The following is a 19,888-nucleotide window of genomic DNA, read 5'->3' on the forward strand; positions in this document are numbered from 1 at the left end:
CGAGCCTCAAGCCGGCTCATCGACGTGCAATGGCTTGGCATGCGCCGTCTCAGCCTTCTCTGCGTGCAGCGCTTTGCGGCACTCTTCAATCAGGGCACGGCTGGCGGAAGAAACGGAAACTCCGGCTTCCGTTATCTGGCTTACGCATTCAAGCAGCGCCCCGTTTTGAGATCTGACCGCCTGAACGATACTCTCGGCGTCTCCGCTTCCGGCGCGCAAAACGGACTCAAGGGTCAGCAACTGTTGACGTCCGCCCTGCATTTCCACATGCAGCCCCTTCAAGCTGTCCGCCACCTGTTCAAAGGTGCCGCTGACCTGAATTCGGTTAGCGTTAAGATGACCGGACTGCTCAACCAAAACCTGGCGCATATGCCCCATGGCGTGATTGATTTCATCAAGCGTCGCGTTCTGTTCGCTCAGTTTTTCACTCTGTTTGCCGGCGCATTGGTTCAGCTCGCTGAGCTCATAGTGAACGTTCTTCAATCCGTCGGTCCCGCGTTCCTGAACGATGAGGGACTGTTCCAGAAGTTCGCCGTTCGCAGACAGCCGCTGGTTGGTGCTTTGCAGCGCGGTCACAATGCCCTGCTGCTGGTTAACCGCACCCTGCAAAAGCTCGATAACGCGCAGATTATGGGCGTCAACGGCATTCATCGTCTGCTGATGGTTGTTTTCCAGGCTTTCTAACGCGCGACGCTGGCTCTCAGCGATCGTCTGCTGGCTTTCAAATAGCTTTTCCTGGCTATGAAGAAGCTTGTTCAGATAGCTCACGCTTTCATGCTGCTGGGCCTGCTGAACCTCGGTAAACTTCAAAATGGCCCGCAGCAGGCGCTCGATTTCATAGTTCTGGCCGATCCCGGTCGGCACGCCCTGGCTGGCAATGCCGACGCGCCCGTCAGTCAGCGCACACTCACCGCTTGAATAGGCCGGTTCGGTATTGGCCAGATGGGTGTGAACCCAGCCGTCAACGTCGGAATAGAGGTGATCGGAGGCGGTGCTCAGCATATGGGCGATAAGTCCCATAACAAGAGAGCCAAGCAGACCCAGTAAAGAGGCGGTAAACGCGGCGGACATGCCCCCCAGCGGCGCGGCCAGTCCGTCGAGCAGCGCGGATATCTCGCTATCGCCGGAACTCATAACGCCAATCGCGGCCTTGATGCTGCCCATCGTCATGATAAGCCCGATAAAGGTTCCCAAAAGCCCTAAGCCGACGAGCAAGCCGGAGATATATTCAGCGCCGGTAACCTTACGCGTCAGCGACTCTTTAAAAGACTGCAGCAGCGCGTTTCTCACTTCATTATTGGAATGAATCAGATCGGAAACTCGGCTTTCCAACATCTTGGTCGCGCCTCGTAGGCGAGCCGGCGCTTCGTCTGAAATGCTGCGCTGTGAGAAGCGCCGCCAGTCCCTGATGGCTAAAGCCAAAGAGAGAGACACGAACAGAGAATAAAGAACGCCGATTATCTGAACGCCAATGATGCTTGCGTTGACCAACGGCGAGTGTTCGATAGTCACCAGCAGATCTTTTGCGAAAAAGAAATAGCCACAGATGATGATAGTAATAATGATAAATACAAATCGTAGCGATCGATTTGCTAACGTTAACGACATGAATACAATCCCTTAATAAACTGACCTATATTGTTTTTTTATTAAAAACGTTGAAATTTACCTTCCAGAAAATATCAACGCATAAAGAAACAACCGACTCATCCACACAAAACTTAACGACGACCGTTCATTTAATTGATAGGGCCTTATCCCTCATCAAAAACGGTTCCCTTTGTTCCTGCCGCGCCCTGTCAAAGCGGACCTATACAAACAGCAGTTACGCTCCTCCAAAAACGGCTGGCGTAATGCAGCATCAAAACCTGCGCTTTTTCCGACGTTCAGCTATGCGCCACGCCGGTCCTTGGGCTGGAGCTCGCTGATCCACTTTAACAACGGACCTCTGAAATCAGCCTATGAACCCTAACTACGCGGTATACGTTGCTCATAAGCGGCCTATCATTTAATGATTTTTATTTTCTTTAACAGAATGAATGGATTATTGATCGCCGCTTTTTTATCTAAAAAACGATAACGTTCAGCTGGCTGATAAAATATGAAAGGCTTTAAGTAATCCATATTTATTCAGATGATGAGTCCACCGCTACTCTTAATGATATTCCGTTATATAAATTCAGCTTTTACTGCAAATCTGGCCACTAAGAAAAATAAGCCTTTACCCTAAGCACAAATGAATACTATCAATAGACGGATAAGAACAGAAGCTTAGCCTCAAATATCACAAAATATAGTTTTTTAATCTAGATAAATACCAAATTACATGTTTAAAAAACAAATAGAGGCGGTATGCGATCTCATTACCTGTCTAAATTTTGGCATAAAAATGATTAAAAATTAACCGACCTTGTTTTAAAAAAACAAGTAACACAATGATATTATTATATTTTTATTATTCTGTATTATAGCCATTTACGCAACATGCAAAACGCCGAGCATTTGCAGCACCGTTTATCCCCTCGTTAACAGAAAATCACGGTTTAATCTTTATTGGAGTAACAAAGCGGCATGCTCAGCCCATGGGCAATGTACCAAAAGCGATTGAGCGGACTTAGCACCATCACAGAAGCCGGCCTTACGCCAGCCAAACTCGCCATCAGGCATGCCATATTCCAATTCTTAGGGTATTTACGGTTGGTAATAACATTATTTATATAGGGGTATTAAACCGAAAATATAAAACCCGTTTGAATAAATATTCAAACAGGTTGTAAAAAGCACTAACGTGAATATTGAAAACAAGGAAAAACTAGATTCCTTTAATACAAACGGAGGGTCAAAAAATAACGCATAGCGCAGTAATCCACCGTGCATCCCTACTTCCGTTATAGCTACGCCCCTCCAAAAGAGGAGAGGCGTAGCATATCCTTGCTTTCGTATTAGAACCGGTACTTAACTCCCAGCGTCACCGCCGTATCGCTGTAGCCCTTGTCACCCAGCTGCTGCGCCACGTTGGTCCACAGGTTCAGATTGCGGTTCAGCTGCCCCTCGGCCCCCAGCTTCAGCTCGCCCACGTTGCGACTGCCCGCCTGGCTTACCGTCACCCCGTCCATCGTCGCCCCCGCCTGCTCGCTGTTGTACAGCCAGTTCGCTTCGGCATAGACGGTGAACAGCTTCTCCTTGCCCTTGTCGACATCGCTCACGCCGTCGCGCGACACCTTCAAGCCCAGCCGCGTCTGCACGTTGTTATCCCCGCTCGACGTCACCTTCGTACCGTTAGCTTCACGCACCGTGTCCGCCGTTATCCCGCTCCACGTCACCTGCCCCTGCGGCGTCAGGTAAACCCGTCCGTTGGCGCTCTCGTAGACCGGCATCCGGTAGCCCGCCTCTATAGAGGCGCTGAAGCCGTCCATGTCGTACGACTCGCTCGCCACCTGCTGGCCGCTCACCTCCGCATCCAGCCAGCTGTACTGCACCCAGCTGTCCACGTATGCGCCGTTTAGCGTATTGGCGTCCTGATACCAGGTGCCGTAAAGACCGGTGCTGTAGCCCTTCACCGAGCTGTCCGCCTGATAGCCGGTCTTCTGTGAATCCGTTTTGCTCTTGGCATAGCCGTAGCCCAGCATCACCCCCAGCCCGGCGCGGCCGTTGTCGGACGTATCGATATGACTGATTTCGCCACCGCCCTGTATCACATAGCTGTTGGTCGAGGTATTCAACTGCCCGCTGTTGTCGTGATAGCTCTGGCGACTGCCCGCCTGGCGCAGCCACAGGCTGGAGTTCTCCGCTCTGCCCTCGCGGTCCGACAGCCGCAGCGTAAACAGCCGGTTGGCCGCCGCCATGTTGGCCATGTAGCCCCCTGCCTCCGGGCGATACACCGACGGCTGCGGATTGTCCGCGTTCAGCGCCGAGCGCAGGTACCAGTCGCCGTCGTCCGGCGTGCTTACGCCCCCCTGATACAGGAAGTACTCGTAGGCCCCCGCCAGGGCGCGCCCGCTTTGGGTAAACGTGCCGTTGGACGCCCCCTGCACCTCGATAAGCTTGATGCCGTTCTCGGTCTGCGCGCCGTTACCTCGGGCGCTGACCACCGACACCTTGCTCTCTCCGCTGCTGTCGCCGGTAATCAGCAATTTATCGGTGGATGAGCCATCGCCCCCCAGGTCGGTGTTGAATATTACCGTACCGCCATCGCCGACATAGTCGCCGTCAATGGTAAACGTTCCCTGGCCCGCGCCGGTCAGGGCATGGCCCATCACCAGATTACCCGCGTTGGTCACGTTGCCCGTCACCGTGCCGTAGCCGCCCAGCGCGCCGTACTGGCCGATGGTCACGTTGCTTTGGAGGTTGGCCAGCGTTTCGGCCGCCTTGCCCAGCTGAAGCACGCCGTTCTCGATAGTGGTTTGTGACGCTTGTACGTTGTCGCCGTCAATCACCACCGTGCCGCTACCGCGCTTAACCATCGAACCGTTACCGCTCACCGCGTTGGTCAACGTCCACTGCCCGTCGGTCTCCACCACCAAGGTACCGTCGTTGTTCACCGTGCCGTCGCCCAGGTTGGCGGCGGTCGTCGCCGTTAAAGTGGTATCGGCATTGACGGTAAACAGGCCAGTGTAGTGTTGGCTGTTGCCGCCCAGGTACATGTTCGCGCCGTTGGTCAAGGTCACTTCGCCGTTACCGCTAAGATTGTTGAACAGCGTACCGCGGGCGCCGTCCAGATTAAGCGTGCCCGCCAGATTAATCGCGCCCTTGCCCAGCCCCTGCGGTTGAGTCAGCCGCGCCGTTGCGCCATTCTCGATGTCAGTGGTGGCCGTCAGGCTGCCGTTGTTTTGGGTGACGTCCAGCGTACCACCGGTTAAGGTCAGCTGACCGCCGCCCGTCAGACTGCCATTGGCCGTACCGCCATTGCTGATGGTCAGTGCACCGCCGTTGAGGTTCAGGCTGCTGCCGCTTTGGGCATCAAGCTGCCCCACCGTCTGCGCATTGCCGTTAAGGTCAACCCCGCTACCGGACTGCATGTTCAGGCTCGACGTCTTCCCAAAGCCGTTATCGGTTATCAGCACCACCGTACCGCTGTTGACGTCCGTCGCCCCCAGATAGTCGCTGGCCGCGTTGCCGATGCGTACCGTGCCAGTGGCGTTGACGGTAAAGCCGCCGTCACCGGTAAGCCTGGCCCCCAGCTTATCGTCGGTTGCACCCGCGTTGCTCAATATCACCGACTGGCCCGCAAAGGCGTCCAGCTGGGTCAGGCCGTAGCCCAGGTACAGCCCGTCGCTCTTCACCGCGCCGAAGTAGTTATAGTGGGCGTTGCCCGCCGCCACCCCGTCCTGCACCAGGCCAACCAGGGTGTCCGCCGCGACCGGCGTGCCGTCCGCCTGCGTCACCTGTATCTGGCTGCCCACGCCGTTGACGGTTGACGCTATAACGATTTGGTCACTGACGTTGTCATCCTGGTCAAACAGCGACGTACCGCTGGTCGGTATCGGGTTGGGCAGGTTAGCCGGGGTCGTAATCGTCAACTGACCGCCGCCGGTCGCGTCTAAGGTATTGACCGTGAGCGTCCCCTGCGGACGGTGGTCCGTGCTGCTGTAGTCCACTTCTATCCGACCGCCGTTAAGCTGCAGGCCGCCGATGGTATGGCTGCCGTCAAGCTTCACGCTGCCAAGCCGGGTCCCGTCGCCGTTAAGCGCCAGCGTCGCCAGCCCCATGACGTTATCCGCAACGGCGTCCAGCACGAAGCGGCCGTTGTCCATCGCCACCGTACCGCTAAAGTTGCCACCGGCAGCCGAGGTATTAAAGGTAAAGTCGTTGTCCCTGTCGCCCAGGTCGACCGCAAGCGTGCCGCTGCCGGTAAGCGTACGGGTAAAGTCCACGTCGTCCGCCGACACACCGTCTTTGAGGATAGACAGCGTGCCGCTTGCGCCCAGGTTCACCGCGCCGGTGCTGCTGGCCAGGTGAGCCAGGCTCTCTACCTGTAGCGTACCGCCGGTCACGTTCACGTCCGCCGTATTGGCGCCGTTGTTGCCGGTCCAGATAAGCGTGCCGTCGCCCGCCTTGGTGATGGCGTTGGCCGCGTTGCCCGTATCGTCCCAGCCGCTCATGGTCGCCGTCACGCCGCTATCGACAATCACGCTGCCGCTTTTGGCCAGCGTCACGTCACGAGCGGAGGTCAGGTCTGCCGTGATTTGCAGATTGCCGCCGTTAAGCACCGTCAGGTTGGTGGCCGAACCGTCACCCAGGTTGGCGTCGGCAGAGATGGCCACCGTGCCGTTTTGAATGTCAGTCTTGCCGGAGTAAACGTTGGTGCCGCCGAGCGTCAGCGTGCCCGCGTTCTGCTTAATCAGGTCGCCGGTCCCGCTGACGAGGGCATTCAGCGCCATCGCCGCCGCGTTATCCACGATAAACCGGTTCGAGTTCAGCACGGCGAAGGCCTCACCGAGGTGTTGCGTTTCGCTCACCGTCAGCGTCGAGGCCATGTCAATGTCCACCACGCCGCTAAAGCCCGCGTTGTTGCCGCTCAGGCGCACGTCGCTGCCGTTACGGCTACTCAGCGTACCGCTGCCGCTGACGGCGTTGGCAAAGGTGCCGTCCGCGCCGTGCAGCGTCACGTCACCGTTGGCAACGATATTGCCGGAGCCTAAAGACAGCACGTCGTTAAGCAAGACCTCAGCGCCCGCATTCACCGTCGTCGTGGCGCTCAGGTTGGCGTTAGCGTTGGTCACGGTCAATGAGCCGCCCGCCACCGTCAGATTGCCGCTGCCGGTTAACGAGCCGGATGAGGTACCGCCGTTGGTCAACGTCAGGCTGCCGCCGTTCAGGCTAAGGGTTGAACCGGCCACGCCGTTCAGCGCCCCAATGGTCTGGGTCTTGCCGTTCAGGTTAACGGTGGTCGCCGTCGCCAGTTTCAGGTTGGCGGTCTGGCCCAGCGCATTGTCAGTGCCCACTATCAGCGTACCGCTCTGAACGTCGGTTGCGCCGGTATAGCTGTTGTCGAGGTTGCTCAGGGTCAGCGCGTTCACGCCGTTGCCCGCCGCAATGCCCAGGTCGCCGCTGCCGGTGACTTTGGCCGACAGCACCTTCTCGTTACTGTTGGCGGTGTTGATAACCAGTTCGCCACTGCCGCTGGTCAGCAGGTCAACGCGCGTCAGGCCGTAGCCCACGTACAGGCCGTTGGCCGTGCCGCCGTTGTCCTTGGTGGTCAGGCGGTAGTCGTAGTAGGCATCCGCCGCGTGCATGCCGTTTTGCAGCAGGTTGGCTGCGGTGGCGTTGGTAATAGCATTGCCGTTTTCGTCAACCAGCTGAAGGTTGCCCCCCTCGCCGGTGACGGACGTTGCCGAGGCCAACTGCACCAGCGTTTCGGTCTGCTGGTCCAGCAGGCCTTTGGTCTGATTAACAACCGGCGCGGTGGCGTTGTCAAAGCCGCCGTGGTCAATCATCACCCTGCCGGTGCCGCTGGCGTCCAGTGACGTCGCCGCAATGCGGTTGCTCGCCACCGACGCGTTCGGCAGGCTGACGCCAAAGTCTACCGTACCGCCGCTAAAGACCAGCCCGCCGATGGTCTGCACGCCGCTGCCCACGGTGGTGACGTTATCGCCCATCACCGACAGAATCGCCTTGGTCAGCGCGGTGGTGTTAAAGCCCGACAGCGCGAAGCTGTCGCTGTTCATATTGACCCGCCCGGCGAACTGCGAACCGGTATTGGCGCCGAAATCGAAGCTTGTGCCTGACTGTACGCCAATCAACCCATTACCGCTCAGGGCATGATTAAGGGCATAAGTAGACGCCGGGTTCAGCACCAGTGAAGACGCCCCGTCGATGGTAATCAGCCCCGAAGAGGCCGCCGTGTCGCCCATCAGAATATGCTGACCGGTGGTCAAGGTTGAGCCATTAGTCAGGTTGATAATGTCAAAGCGCTGCGCGTCGCTCGCCGCCGCCAGCATATAGTCGATGCCGTCAAAGGTCAGCGTATCGTGACTGCCGCCGGTGCCCGCGTCCAGCGCCCCAAAGGTCGCGCTGTCGCTGACCGTGATGTGGTTCTCGCTGCCCGCCCCGCCAACAAAACCGCCAAGATGGGCGCTGTCAGTGAGCATCACGACATTTTTACCGCTGCCCGCCGTCATTACGCCGGTGGTGGTCGCGCCGGTCGCATTCAACGTATTGTCGCCGTCGCCCAGCGCGATATCGCCGATGACCGCCTTCGCCAGCGTCAGCAGGCTGTTACCGTCTCCAGTGGCAATATTGCCCGCCGTGGAGTCCGTTACCGTAATCAGGTGATTGCCATCACCCAGGCTGACGTTACCCAGCTGTGAGCCTTCACTTACCGTCACTACGTTGGCCTTGCTGCCCAGAAGCGTGACGTCACCGGTGTGAACCGAGCCGTTGGTCGCGGTAAGCGTATTTGCACCGCCGCTGGCGGCAACGTTGCCCGTCAGAGTGCCGCCGGTCAGGTTGATGCGGTTATCGCCGGAGGTAAAGTCCAGCGAGCCGGTGATGTCGCCGGTGTTGGTAAAGGTCTTGTTGCCGGTATTGGACATGGCAATCGCCGCCAGCTCCGCGTCCGATGCCGTAATGGTGCCGCTGTTGGCAATCGTGTCGGCATCGTGCACGTTCAGCACGTTGCCGGTCGCCACGGTGGACTGCGAAACCAGGTTGCCGGAGTTCGACACCGTCTTCGCCCCGCTCACGTCTATCGCCGAACCGCCGGTGGCGCTGTTGACGTTAACGCTCACCCCGGTGTTCACCGTACGATTGTTGCCGTCCAGCATCGCCTTCACGCCGATACCGCTGCCGGCCACGTTGATAGTCAGTTCCGCCGAGTCCGAGAAGTCCAGATTGGCCGCTACCGAACTGCCGTCTTCGTCCTGATACAGAATGCCGGTGCCATCAGTCACCTCGATGACGCCGGAGTTGGTCTTCGCCAAAGACGCGCCCGTCTTGATGCCTATTCCTGAACCGCCAACCTGAATTTGGGTATTCTCTAAAGAAATCCCCTCAATACCCGCCACGTTGTGAATGCCGATACCGCTGGACGACGCGTCACTCATATCAATCACGGTGTCCGCCACGTTCAAGCCGGTCGCGCCGCTATCCAGCAGAATGCCGTCCGCCGAGCCCTTGGCCACAATGGTGCCACTGCCCGATACCGCCCTCAGGTCAAGCCCCGCCCCCGCGTCCACGTGAATGGCCGCCACCCCGTCCACCGCCGCAATGGTCCCGGAGTTGTCGATGGTGCCGTCCGCCCCCTTGATATGAATGGCGGTGCCGCTGGCCTGAATGTCTCCGGTGTTCACCACGTGGCCGCCGTCCAGGTCTATCGCCGTATGTCCAGCGCCCAAAGACAGGTTCACGTTGCCCTGGTTGTTGATGGTGCCCCCGTCCTGCGCCAGGAAGGCGGTGGAGCCGACGCTTCCCGCAAGCGACGTCACCGTCGCGTGGTTCTCCACCGTACTGCCTTCCCCGGTCGCCTTGCCCACCACCGCGTTAATCCCGCTGGCGTTAAACGCCGCGCCCGCCTCGATATTGGCCTTGCCGCCGTTCTCCGCCAGCACGCCGGTGGCGTTGGTGCCGATGGTCAGCTGGCTGCCGCCGGCAAGCGTTATCCGCGAGTCCTCGCCGTTCACCCGTATGCCCGACGTCACCCTGTCGCTACCCACCTTACCCGACAGGTTGAGGTTCAGGTCGCCGCTTAAGCTCGCGCCGTCGGTCACGTAAAATAGCGTTGCCCCGTCGCCGTGGACGTGCGTCAGCGTCGTGCCCGCCAGCGTATCAATCGCTGAACCGGCGCCGTCTATCCAGAAGGCGATTTGGTCCGACTTGTCGCTGTCAAAATTGACCGCCACGTTGTCATTAAGCGTCACCTTACTGCCTTCAGAGGCGTGCACCCCTACCGTTCCGGCCCCGTTCAAATTGACCGACGCCGCGTTGACGCCGTCGCCGACCGTCACTTCCACCTGGCTGCCTTTGGCCAGAACGCCGGCCGAGCGGGTCTGACTGTCCGCCCCGTCCCAGTCGCCATTGAGCGTAATGTTGCCCGTCGAGCTGAGCCGGGTCTCGGTGGTGTTCGCCGTGGCCGACAGACCGACGCTGCCCGCGCCGCTCAGCGTGATGTTGCCGCTGTTGCCGCCTACCGCGCCCTCTTCCACCTGAATGCCGGTCGCCCCTTTACCGCTGAAGCTGATATTGCCGGAGTTGGTCAAGGTCGCCAGGTTGCGGGCGATATAGCCCACCACGCCGTCCAGCGACGAGGTGAGGTGCGCGCCGGCGGTCAGGCGGGTTGCGCGCTTCTCGTCATCGGTCATCACGCGCTCCACCCCCGCCAGGTCGTAGCCCTGCCCGTCGGCGATACCGGCTATTGCGCCTTCGCCGGAAAGATTAATCGTGGCCGTCGCGCCAATGGTGCCGGTCGCGCCGCCTTCCACCAAAAAGCCCGTCGCGTTCTTGCCGTTAACGTTCACCGTCATGCCGCCGGAATCGACGGTAGTGTCGGCGCCCGTCGCGACAATCACGGTCGAGCCCTCGCCGGACGCCGACATGGTCGACGTCGCCGACGACGAGCCGACAAACGCCGCGCCGCCGTCCAGGCGCATCAGGGTGGAGTTGTTGGTGGTGACGTCCTGACTGCCGGTGCTGGTGTTGGTGATTTTGGAGCCCGCGCCGTAGACGTAGTAGCCTATCTGGTTTTCGCCGTCGGCGAAGGTGACCTGGCCGTTGCCTGAAAGGCTAATGGTTCCCTTATCGCGGGCGTGCAACCCTATCGCGCCGTCGCCCTCAAGGTTGACGGTGCCGGAGATGTCCACCAGCGAGTTAGCGCTGCTGGCCCATGCGCCGTAGTTGCGCAGGTCGGTGGACGGATCGGCGCTGCCGGTCACGTTGATCTGGCCGGAAGAACTCACTTGACCGCCGCTATAGGCTTTTATTCCGATATTATTGATGCCGCCAACGTTAATCGCCCCCGTATTGGAGATGCCTTTAGCGTTGTTATAGGCATAAATCCCGATATTCTGCCCCGGCAGGAAGGTGCCGTCTCCACCGTTACCCTTAATAGCGATCGTGCCGCTGTTGATAATCCGAGCTGACGCCATGGTCGAGTTTGCAGTAATACCGTATACACTATTACTCTTCGTCCCTAGCGTAATCAGCCCCTGGTTGTCTACCGTACCGCTGCTCAACGAGCTTACCTTGATAGCCGCAGAGCCCGCGGCGGCAAACATATCCTTACCGTCCTGCGAACGGCCGACGTACATCTCGCCATCGGCGCTATTGATAAAAGAAGCGCTCGCTGAGGCTAATGATACGCCAACAGTCGGTCCCAAATATTCAGTCGTTCTGGTTCCTTCAGTAATGCCGAGATTTACCACGCCATTATTAACCACCTTGGCGCCGTTGAGGACGGTAACCATCACATTATTGCCCTGGTTTTGGGAAGCTAAATTGGACCAGAACATGGGAATAACGTTAAAAATGCCGTTATTGATGAATTCCGTTCCTGCGTCATAGACATTGATACCATAACCTTCGATGCCTCCGCTGGTGCCCGTGATCATGGTTCCATTATTCGTCAGCCGCGACCCGCTGTACAAAACTCCAATGCGAAATCCCGTACTAATATAACCATCGTTAACAGCATTAGCCCCGCTCGTTAAGCGAATAAGACTAGTGGTAGTCGCCCCACTATCCAATCCCCTCAGACTGCTTGACGTTAAGTGACTGTCGGAAGCCAGATTAATATTGGCTCCGCTGCCGGTACCGTGTAAAAGTACGACCGTTCCGGGGGGGCTTAACAAGATAGGATCGGCATCGGCCGGAAGCGGATTAATGACATAGGTCGTTCCCGTGTTTTGGTAGGCTTTAGTAAGTTCGCTCGCGTAAGCGCCGGTGCTTAAGTTACCGGCCTGAACCTGAGAGACCAACCAGGCGTTATACGCCTTCAGCTCGCTTAGATTGGTTACGTTTTGAGTAGAACCGTCAAAACCGGAAAATTCGCCGACGTAGGTGGTTTTTTGCGCGGTGTAGGTCGTGGAAGAGGTTGAACTGGTTTCCCAGCCAAATCCTATGGAGCTGGTGCCGTGCCAGTTAATCGTCGCAGCGCTAGACGAGCCGTCGGCATAAAACAGCTGACTGTCGCGAAAGCTGGCGCTAATAGTATTATTGTTGTTATAAACGTCGGCCTGGCCGTTAGTCACCGCGACAAATCGCGTATTATAATAAACGTCAACCGGGCCTGATGGAAAAACCCTAAAAGAACCGCCGGGATTAGCCGTAGACTTATACTCTCTAAAGTTATTCTCGTCATAAACGGTAACAACCAGATTACTGTTGGTTATCGGATCGAATACGGTGATGTTCTTGTTTTTTGCGCTCAGCTGTAAATAGCTATCGGTGTCTGGAACCAGCGGCCCCGTCGCATAGCCGGCGTTTATCAAAGCATTTATCGAACCATAAGACGTCGAGGTTCCCTTTGCTGCCGTAATGGAAGAAAGCATGTCTATACGATAGGCCTGACCGTCAGAAATAACCGCCGTGCCCGCGCGGTTGTTGTTGGTTGACGTCGACCATACGCTATCGAGCTGGCACTCAAGGGCGACGTTGTCGCAGTCGGTCGCCAAACTCACAGGCGACAGTACCGCCAGCGTCAGGCCCGCCAGCGCTCGGTTGGTCGCCCGCTTGATCCGCCCACGGCCCAGCTCGGAAGTTACCACCCACAGCCCTAACGTACAGTTCCAGATCACACGGTATATTTTGTTCATAGCATATAGTCCATTACTTTAATAACCCTTGTTTTCTTTATAAAAACAAAAGTTAATTTTTTATTGAAAAGTTGTTTTTATTCTATTTGGCGTCTAAATATTATTTTCACGGCATAAAATAATGAACGATGAGCCTCGCTGATAAAATTGAGGTCGCCATCGAGATGAAGATTTTTTGATGACCTTTCAGAACCAAAGAAACAACTCTTTTTATGACAAATAAATACTAAATAATTTAATATAGGATCGGAAGCTTAAACTTAAGTTATCGTAAATATAGTTTTTTAATTTGCACAAATGCTTTATTTCATTTTTAACTATTGAATAATTCCTATCCACGATCTCATTGCCCACTCTTTATGTGAGCGTTATGAAGGCTATAACGGCATAGAGCCCTACGCTAAATGGTCATTCAACTAACTGATTAAATTATATTTTTTATATGCAACATTAGACAGGCATCGCCTTTATAGCAAAAAAACACCAACGTTCGATGCCTAGACCTATAAAATTGCTAAAGACAGACCACTTTTGGACAAATTAATAGGGCTAAAATCGATAATCAGTGTATAAAAAACACTCAAATCAATGAATTCAAAAACAGATATAAGAAATGTAGTAAAAATGAAAATCCAATGATAATAAAAAAAGAGTTGTTAAATACGGCAATTTACATACCCAAATAGGGGTAGATAAAATAGAAGCTAACGAACGCCAGGATCGGTAGCGGGCGAAGCCAATTTTTGTCGCTGAGGTTTTATAAAAGACAATGCCGCGCTCCGAAACGTCGAACCGCGGCATTCTCTATTTATTTATAAAAAGTCCTTATCTTTAAGGACGATAATCGGCTCAATGTCGCTCTCTTTTTTGATAACCAACGACTCGTCCCCGCGCAGGCACGTCCCGCCGTAGTTACCGCCGACGGTAAAGGTGCACACCTGGATGTACTTGCCGTCGACGTTTGGCAAACACCAAAGCTGCTGGTAGACGTTCTTTTGCTCGGAAAAGCTGCCGCTTGTTTGATCCAGCAGCTCTTCATGGCGGCTGATAAGGTCGATGTTGTTACCGCAGCGCCCGGCGATCGGTTTTATTGCATAGCCGGTTTCGATCAGCTCGTCGTTAATCTCAAAATCCGTATCCAGCAGATAGCGATGATGAGGGAACAGCGACCATAGCACCGGCAGTATCGCCTTATTGCCGGGGATGACGGTCCAGAACGGCTCAAACACCATCACCTCCGGGCGCAGCAGTACGTCAATCAGCCGCACCTCGTTTTCCGGATGGCCGGTGCGGATGGGCACGGCGGCATATTCCGTTTCGCTGACTTCACGCACCTGCTCGATAGCCGTCTCCCATGCCCAGGTTTTCCACACGCAGTTAACGAGGCGGCCGTCGCCGTCAATCAGCTGGCCGGTGGCGTCCCAGCGCAGTTCGCTCAGGCCAAACAGCACTTTGCTTTCAAAGCCGGCCTTAGTCAGGGCGCTTTGCATAAAGCGGGCGTGGTAATTTTCCTCGGCGTCGTCGGCATCCTGCATGATGTGTACAAACGGGCGGGCGCGGCTGTGTTTCCAAGCGCCAACCAGCTCATCAAACAGATCTTCGCCCGGATTGTGGCCGGGGCCGCGATAGCCGTGGCGCTTCCACTGCTCCAAAACGATCCCCGCCTCGGTATGGCAGGAGGCGGAGTCAGCGTTGTACTCATACACCTTCAGCCCGCGCTCATCCATGCAGAAGTCCATTCGGCCGGTTATCATGTCATGGCGACGACGCTGCCAGGAGAGCCGCAGGCGCGGCCAGAGAATCTTCGGTATATCAAACAGCGCCAGCAGGCTATCGTCTTTCAGCACTTTATCGGTGGCGTGCAGGTACATCAGGTGCAGCTCGTTGGTTGCTTTGATAAGCTCCTGTTCTGCGCTTTTGGATATAGTGAAATACTGATACGGATCTTTATTAATGAAGTTCCCGTTAGCCTCAACGTACGCAAGCTGCAGCGGATCCCGCTCGTTGAGCCACTTGCCGTCGAACTGCCCCTCATTATTAATGCGTTTGCCGCGAATGACCAACGCCTCGGGCGGAACCGACGGCTGGGGCAGGCTATCCTGCGCCTTCTCTGTCTGGATCATCCAGCCCAAAATGACCGTGTCGTCAAACGAATCGCGGATCGTGTACTTACCGTCCTGAACGGTTAAAGGAAGCTCCCGCGTCCACTGCTGCCCCGGAGGCAGCGGCGAATCGATGACGTTCTGCTCAGCGATCCTCACTCTGTCATTAAGGAGCTGAGTAATAACCGCCACGTGGCCGGTATCCTTAAACTCGCCGCCTTTCTGCCAAATAAGCAGCGTCCCAGCAACCGGCGCTCTGGAAGAGCCGTTGGCAAAAGCCTGCAGGGGGAGGAGGTTATCGTTAACCACTTCGCGCAAAAAGCGCAGGGAAAATATTTCATAGGCCATGCCGACGTCGGTAAATACGACGCCATAGTTCAGATACAGGAAGCGGCGGGCAAACTCAACGCACTGCCACTTGTGCCCCATGTATTCATTGCCGATGTAGCTACGAAAGGAGGCTTCGTCCGGATAGTCGCGAAAATTTAACGAGCCGTAGTTTGATGAATAAATTGCTACGCCGCCCGGCGCATAGCCTAACAGCGTCCCGAAAGGCGCATCCTGATTTTTAGAGCGTTTGCTCATGAGACTGACTCCAAAGACGGCAGGATGGCACTAGGACGCCTGCCTTTTGACACAGAACTACAGAAGTGAGCTAATGATAGCACTCAAGCGAAGGATGGCTAATACATTGGATAGCGTTTGTGCCTTCCCTTTCGATATGCTGCGAACCTACCGGCGGCTTCTAACGTTTAGAGGCCGTTTTTTATACCCAGTCCTCGGTAAAATATGTTCTTCTTATAAAAATCAATGAGCTAAAAAACAATAAAACATGCATTTACAAGGCACAAATCAATTTTTAACCGCCGCATGCGTGGTAACGTGGCCCAACTATCCCCTCCGGCGCGCCGACAGGCGGCGTTGAAAAAAGATAATCACGCGGGGCAATTGAAGAGCAATGAGTGAAAAAACCGTAAGTGAAAAATCCGTAAGTGAAAAAGCAAGGCAGCGCTGGCAGCGCAGGCCGGGTACCACGGGCGGCAAGCTCCCCTGGAACGACTGGCGCAACGCCTCAACCTGGCGTCGGGCGACGCAGTTTCTGCTGCTGGCGTTCAATATCTATATCGGCGTCACCTTCTACTTTTGGGTGCGCTATTTTGAGACCGGCGGAGCCAGTATTTACGTGCCGAGACCGGGCGGCATCGAGGGCTGGCTGCCGATCGCAGGCCTGATGAACCTGAAGTTTGCCTGGGAAACCCATCAGCTTCCTCCGGTTCACGCCGCCGCCATGCTGCTGCTGGTCGCGTTTATCCTGATAAGCCTGCTGCTGAAAAAGTCGTTCTGTTCCTGGCTCTGCCCGATAGGCACCCTTTCCGAACTGGTGGGGGCGCTGGGCAAAAGGCTGTTTGGGCGTAATTTCACGCTGCCAAAATGGCTGGACATTCCCCTGCGCGGGCTGAAATACCTGCTGCTCGGTTTCTTCCTCTACATTGCCCTTCCCATGCCGGCGCAGGGCATCTATATGTTCCTGATGTCGCCCTACGGCCTGATCGCCGACGTCAAAATGCTCGACTTCTTTCGCAACGTAGGGGCCATCACGCTGGCCTGCGTGTTCGCCTTCACCTTCGCCAGCCTGTTTATCCGCAACTTCTGGTGCCGCTACCTCTGCCCTTACGGGGCGCTATTGGGGATTTTCTCGCTGTTTTCGCCGTTTAAAATCCGCCGAAACGCGACGAGCTGCATTGACTGCGGCAAGTGCGCCAAGGCCTGCCCGTCCAACATCCCGGTGGACAGTCTGATTCAGGTGAGAACCGTTGAATGTACCGCCTGCATGACCTGCGTTGAATCCTGCCCGGTAGCCTCAACGCTTCACTTCTCTCTCGTTAAGCCTGTGGGCTCACGGCCAGAGGCCGGCGAGCGGGCTAAACCCCTGTGGCGACAGGCCGCGCTGTCCGGCGCTGTAATGACGGTTCTGGTACTAGGCATCCTTTTCGGCATTATCGGTTACGCAATGTACATCGACGGCTGGAACAGTCCAGTCCCCGAACAGATGTACTTCAGGCTGATCCCCGGCGCACAGATGATGGGCCATCCATAAAATTGACGGGCGGTCGCATAAAAAGCGCGATCGCCCTCGAATTATCGGCAATTAAATTAATATAGAACCCTACCCAGTGATAAAATAGCGAGCTCAAAAAAGAATTAATATTTGAGCGCTAGATAAATAAATTTTCATTTTATTAACATTGCTGAAAAATATAATTAAATAACATTTTTGTTTTTTTATTTCCAAACCGATTCGTAATGGAACATTGATTCGATGTTATATCTTAATTTTGCTCTTTATGGATGACAGTAAGTAATACTTCAATAAAAGTGAGCGCACTATGAGAAGCATTTTTACCACTCAAGATATTCCTGACGCAGAAAAGTTCGGCGTATTCAGAGACACCGTAAAGGGGCGCTTTTTATCTTCTTACGAGTGCAATCAGGTAGAGCTACCCTCCCACTCGCGTTTTTATGCCAATATCGTCGAGCAGCGGGTGATGGATCTTCGTTTTCTTCAGCTGGAATCCAACGGGCACAGCGCCAAAAGCAGGCCGGCGGCGCAAAAGCAAAGTCAGGAAGAACATTTTCAAATTGAGCTGCAGCGTTCCGGCACCGGTTACCTGTCTCAGGACGGAAGAACCGCATTTTTACGACAGGGCGATTTCTGCTTTTTTGACATGGCTCGTCCCGCGTCCTGGTCTTTTGACGACGACTATTCACTGTTCAAAATTCTTATTCCGAGAGAAAAGTTTGCTAACCGCTTGGGCAATACCCAGAACCTGACGGCCAGGGCCATCCGCGGCAACAGCGTCACCGGCGCGCTGGTCTATGGCTTTATTATGAAATATGTTCCTTTTCTGGACTCAATCCCTCAGCAGCATTCCCAGCAGCTGGCGGACATTCTGCTTAATCTGATAACCTCGGCGCTCAGCGAGCTGAGCATGGCGATGCCGCCCCAAAGCGCGGGGCGCTCAACCATTTTTTATCTTGCCCAGCAGTATCTCGAAGATAGGTTGTCAAACCCTGACCTGAATATTAGCGACTGCGCCAATGCCTGCGGAATATCCGTCAGGTATTTACAAAAACTCTTTCACGAACAGGGCACTTCCGTTAATCGCTGGATACATCAAAAACGCCTTGAGAACTATAAGGCCGCGTTGATGAATCCTCTTATGGCGGACCGAAATATTACCCAACTCGCCTACGACTGTGGATTTAGCGATATTTCAAATCTGAGCCGTAAATTTAAATCCGAATATTTAATGACGCCGTCGGAATACCGCAAGGTGCACTCTTTTCGGTAATAGCTTTCAGGCCGTATCCCGCTAAACGATCCCCCTCGGCCCGGGCCGAGGGGAAATCGAGGGTGTATCAACTAACCGTACCGAAACTCAATGCCTAAAGTGCCGCAGGGGTATTCCCACTTTGCAAGAATAGTATCGCCGCACAACACGCGGCAGGTTCCACATTCCAGGCATCCCGCGTAGTCAAACAGGTACTGCCCTTTTTCGTCCTGCTTATACAGCCCCGCAGGGCACGCGGTCATCAGCTTTTTAAACTCAGCCGGATTGATGTCGTCCGCCAGAACAATATGGGGGTTGCCCTCATCGACGTTGAACTTATTGACCCCCAACTTAACGTCTACGTTGACCTTAGTCATATCGCTCGCACTCCTTTAAATCCGTCTTTGATCAAGTTCATTACGCCGACTTTCTTAACGCGAGATATCAGCTTCTTGCGCAACGGGCGCTCCGGGCCGCTAATGACGAACATGTCCCGCATCGCGCCGGCGGCCATCGCCGGATAGTCGACGAAAAAACGTGAGTTATCCAGAAAAGCGGGCAGATCTTTATACAAGCGCATGTCTTTCATCACAAAGCTGTCGTCCAGCAGCGTCCGGTAGGCTTCGAGCCCCTTGCGGCTAAAATCATTCCTGTCTTTCGCCAAAAGCACCGCCTTCGCGGCCGCCTCGCCTGAGGCAATCGCCAGATCCATGCCGCGCACGGTATAGCCGACGTTAAGGCAGAAGCCCGCCGCGTCCCCGGCGACGACGACGCCATTGCCCACCAACTCCGACACCATATTCATACCGCCTTCCGGCACCATATGGGCCGAATATTCCAGCAGCTTTCCGTCCTTAATGAGCGGCGCCACGGCGGGATGATGCTTAAAGTCTTCCAGCATTTGGGGAACGCTGCGGCTAAATTTGTCTACGTTGTGCAACCCTAAAACCAGCCCCAGCGATACCGTGTTTTTGTTGGTATAAAGGAAGCCGCCGCCCATATGCCCGCCTGACGGCGTACCGGCAAACAGCCAGGCCAGCCCTTCATCGCCCGAGCAGCCAAACCGCGCTTCCATCTGCTCGGGCGTAAACTCCAGCAGCTCTTTTACCCCTACGGCCACCGTATGCGGGTTAACGCGCTGGGTCATTCCGAGCTTCTTGGCCAACAGGGAGTTAACGCCGTCCGCCAGGATCACGGCCCGTGCTTCGATTTCATCGTCTCCGGCCTTGACGCCGCAGACCTTGCCGTCTTTCACAATCAGCTCGTCGACGCGAACGCCGGTAATTACCTGTGCGCCGGCCTCTTCTGCTTTGCCCATCAGCCACTGGTCAAACGACGAGCGCAGCACGGTATACGAACGCGCCCCCGCATCCTCTAGCTGGGAACTTTGATAGTCCAGCGTCACGCTGCCGTCGTCGGTCAGCATGGAAATTTTCTCTCGCGTTACGCGCCGTTCTACCGGTGCCTCATCCGCAAACCCAGGGATGATAGCCTCCAGGCTGTGGGAATACAGCCGACCGCCGGTCATATTCTTACTTCCGGCAAAGTTGCCGCGCTCTACCACCAGCACGTCGCACCCGGCCTTTGCCAGCACGTAGGCGGCCGTGCCGCCTGCAAGGCCGCCGCCTACGATAATGGCGTCAAAGAGATCGTCTGCCATATGTTTTTATCCTTCTATTCTCTATTGATGACAAACCTATAAAATCAG

At 55.5% G+C, this 19,888-nt stretch carries 7 protein-coding genes; 2 read left to right on the top strand and 5 right to left on the bottom strand.

What is annotated here, in order from left to right; translation table 11 throughout:
- Window positions 1-6: 6 nt before the first annotated feature.
- The 3 genes from V8L73_RS17085 to gss form a co-directional block, all read right to left on the bottom strand.
- Window positions 7-1,608, bottom strand: a complete 1,602-nt coding sequence (locus tag V8L73_RS17085; RefSeq protein WP_347253551.1) for a MotA/TolQ/ExbB proton channel family protein — start codon at window positions 1,606-1,608, stop codon at window positions 7-9.
- A gap of 1,334 nt (window positions 1,609-2,942) precedes the next feature.
- The gene (locus V8L73_RS17090) at window positions 2,943-12,746 is read right to left on the bottom strand and encodes an autotransporter outer membrane beta-barrel domain-containing protein (protein ID WP_347253552.1); all 9,804 of its coding nucleotides are present in this window, start codon (window positions 12,744-12,746) and stop codon (window positions 2,943-2,945) included.
- An 812-nt stretch (window positions 12,747-13,558) separates the two neighbouring features.
- A complete protein-coding gene (gss, locus tag V8L73_RS17095; protein ID WP_347253553.1) occupies window positions 13,559-15,433 on the bottom strand; it encodes a bifunctional glutathionylspermidine amidase/synthase in 1,875 nt (624 codons plus the stop codon).
- A 373-nt stretch (window positions 15,434-15,806) separates the two neighbouring features.
- Between gss and V8L73_RS17100 the strand changes: the two genes are divergently transcribed.
- Together V8L73_RS17100 and V8L73_RS17105 are read left to right on the top strand one after the other, a co-directional pair.
- Window positions 15,807-16,946, top strand: a complete 1,140-nt coding sequence (locus V8L73_RS17100; RefSeq protein WP_347253554.1) for a 4Fe-4S binding protein — start codon at window positions 15,807-15,809, stop codon at window positions 16,944-16,946.
- Between the two features lie 289 nt (window positions 16,947-17,235).
- On the top strand, window positions 17,236-18,201 hold the full coding sequence (locus V8L73_RS17105) for a helix-turn-helix domain-containing protein (RefSeq protein WP_027275402.1): 966 nt from the start codon (window positions 17,236-17,238) through the stop codon (window positions 18,199-18,201).
- A 71-nt stretch (window positions 18,202-18,272) separates the two neighbouring features.
- Here the strand turns inward: V8L73_RS17105 and V8L73_RS17110 are convergent, their stop codons facing one another.
- Both V8L73_RS17110 and V8L73_RS17115 read right to left on the bottom strand, forming a co-directional pair.
- Window positions 18,273-18,557: a ferredoxin gene (locus tag V8L73_RS17110; protein WP_027275401.1), complete on the bottom strand. Its 285-nt coding sequence runs from the start codon at window positions 18,555-18,557 to the stop codon at window positions 18,273-18,275.
- Window positions 18,554-19,840 (bottom strand): FAD-dependent oxidoreductase, encoded by a 1,287-nt coding sequence (locus tag V8L73_RS17115; protein WP_027275400.1) that lies wholly within the window; start codon window positions 19,838-19,840, stop codon window positions 18,554-18,556. Before V8L73_RS17115 ends, V8L73_RS17110 begins: the two co-directional genes overlap by 4 nt.
- Window positions 19,841-19,888 lie beyond the last annotated feature (48 nt).

It is taken from the genome of Leminorella grimontii, from assembly GCF_039789245.1.
In the GTDB taxonomy this organism is placed as follows: domain Bacteria; phylum Pseudomonadota; class Gammaproteobacteria; order Enterobacterales; family Enterobacteriaceae; genus Leminorella; species Leminorella grimontii.

Coding starts and splice junctions, on each gene's coding strand:
- V8L73_RS17085 (WP_347253551.1), bottom strand. CDS start 1,608: ATGTCGTTAACGTTAGCAAATCGATCGCTACGATTTGTATTTATCATT.
- V8L73_RS17090 (WP_347253552.1), bottom strand. CDS start 12,746: ATGAACAAAATATACCGTGTGATCTGGAACTGTACGTTAGGGCTGTGG.
- gss (WP_347253553.1), bottom strand. CDS start 15,433: ATGAGCAAACGCTCTAAAAATCAGGATGCGCCTTTCGGGACGCTGTTA.
- V8L73_RS17100 (WP_347253554.1), top strand. CDS start 15,807: ATGAGTGAAAAAACCGTAAGTGAAAAATCCGTAAGTGAAAAAGCAAGG.
- V8L73_RS17105 (WP_027275402.1), top strand. CDS start 17,236: ATGAGAAGCATTTTTACCACTCAAGATATTCCTGACGCAGAAAAGTTC.
- V8L73_RS17110 (WP_027275401.1), bottom strand. CDS start 18,557: ATGACTAAGGTCAACGTAGACGTTAAGTTGGGGGTCAATAAGTTCAAC.
- V8L73_RS17115 (WP_027275400.1), bottom strand. CDS start 19,840: ATGGCAGACGATCTCTTTGACGCCATTATCGTAGGCGGCGGCCTTGCA.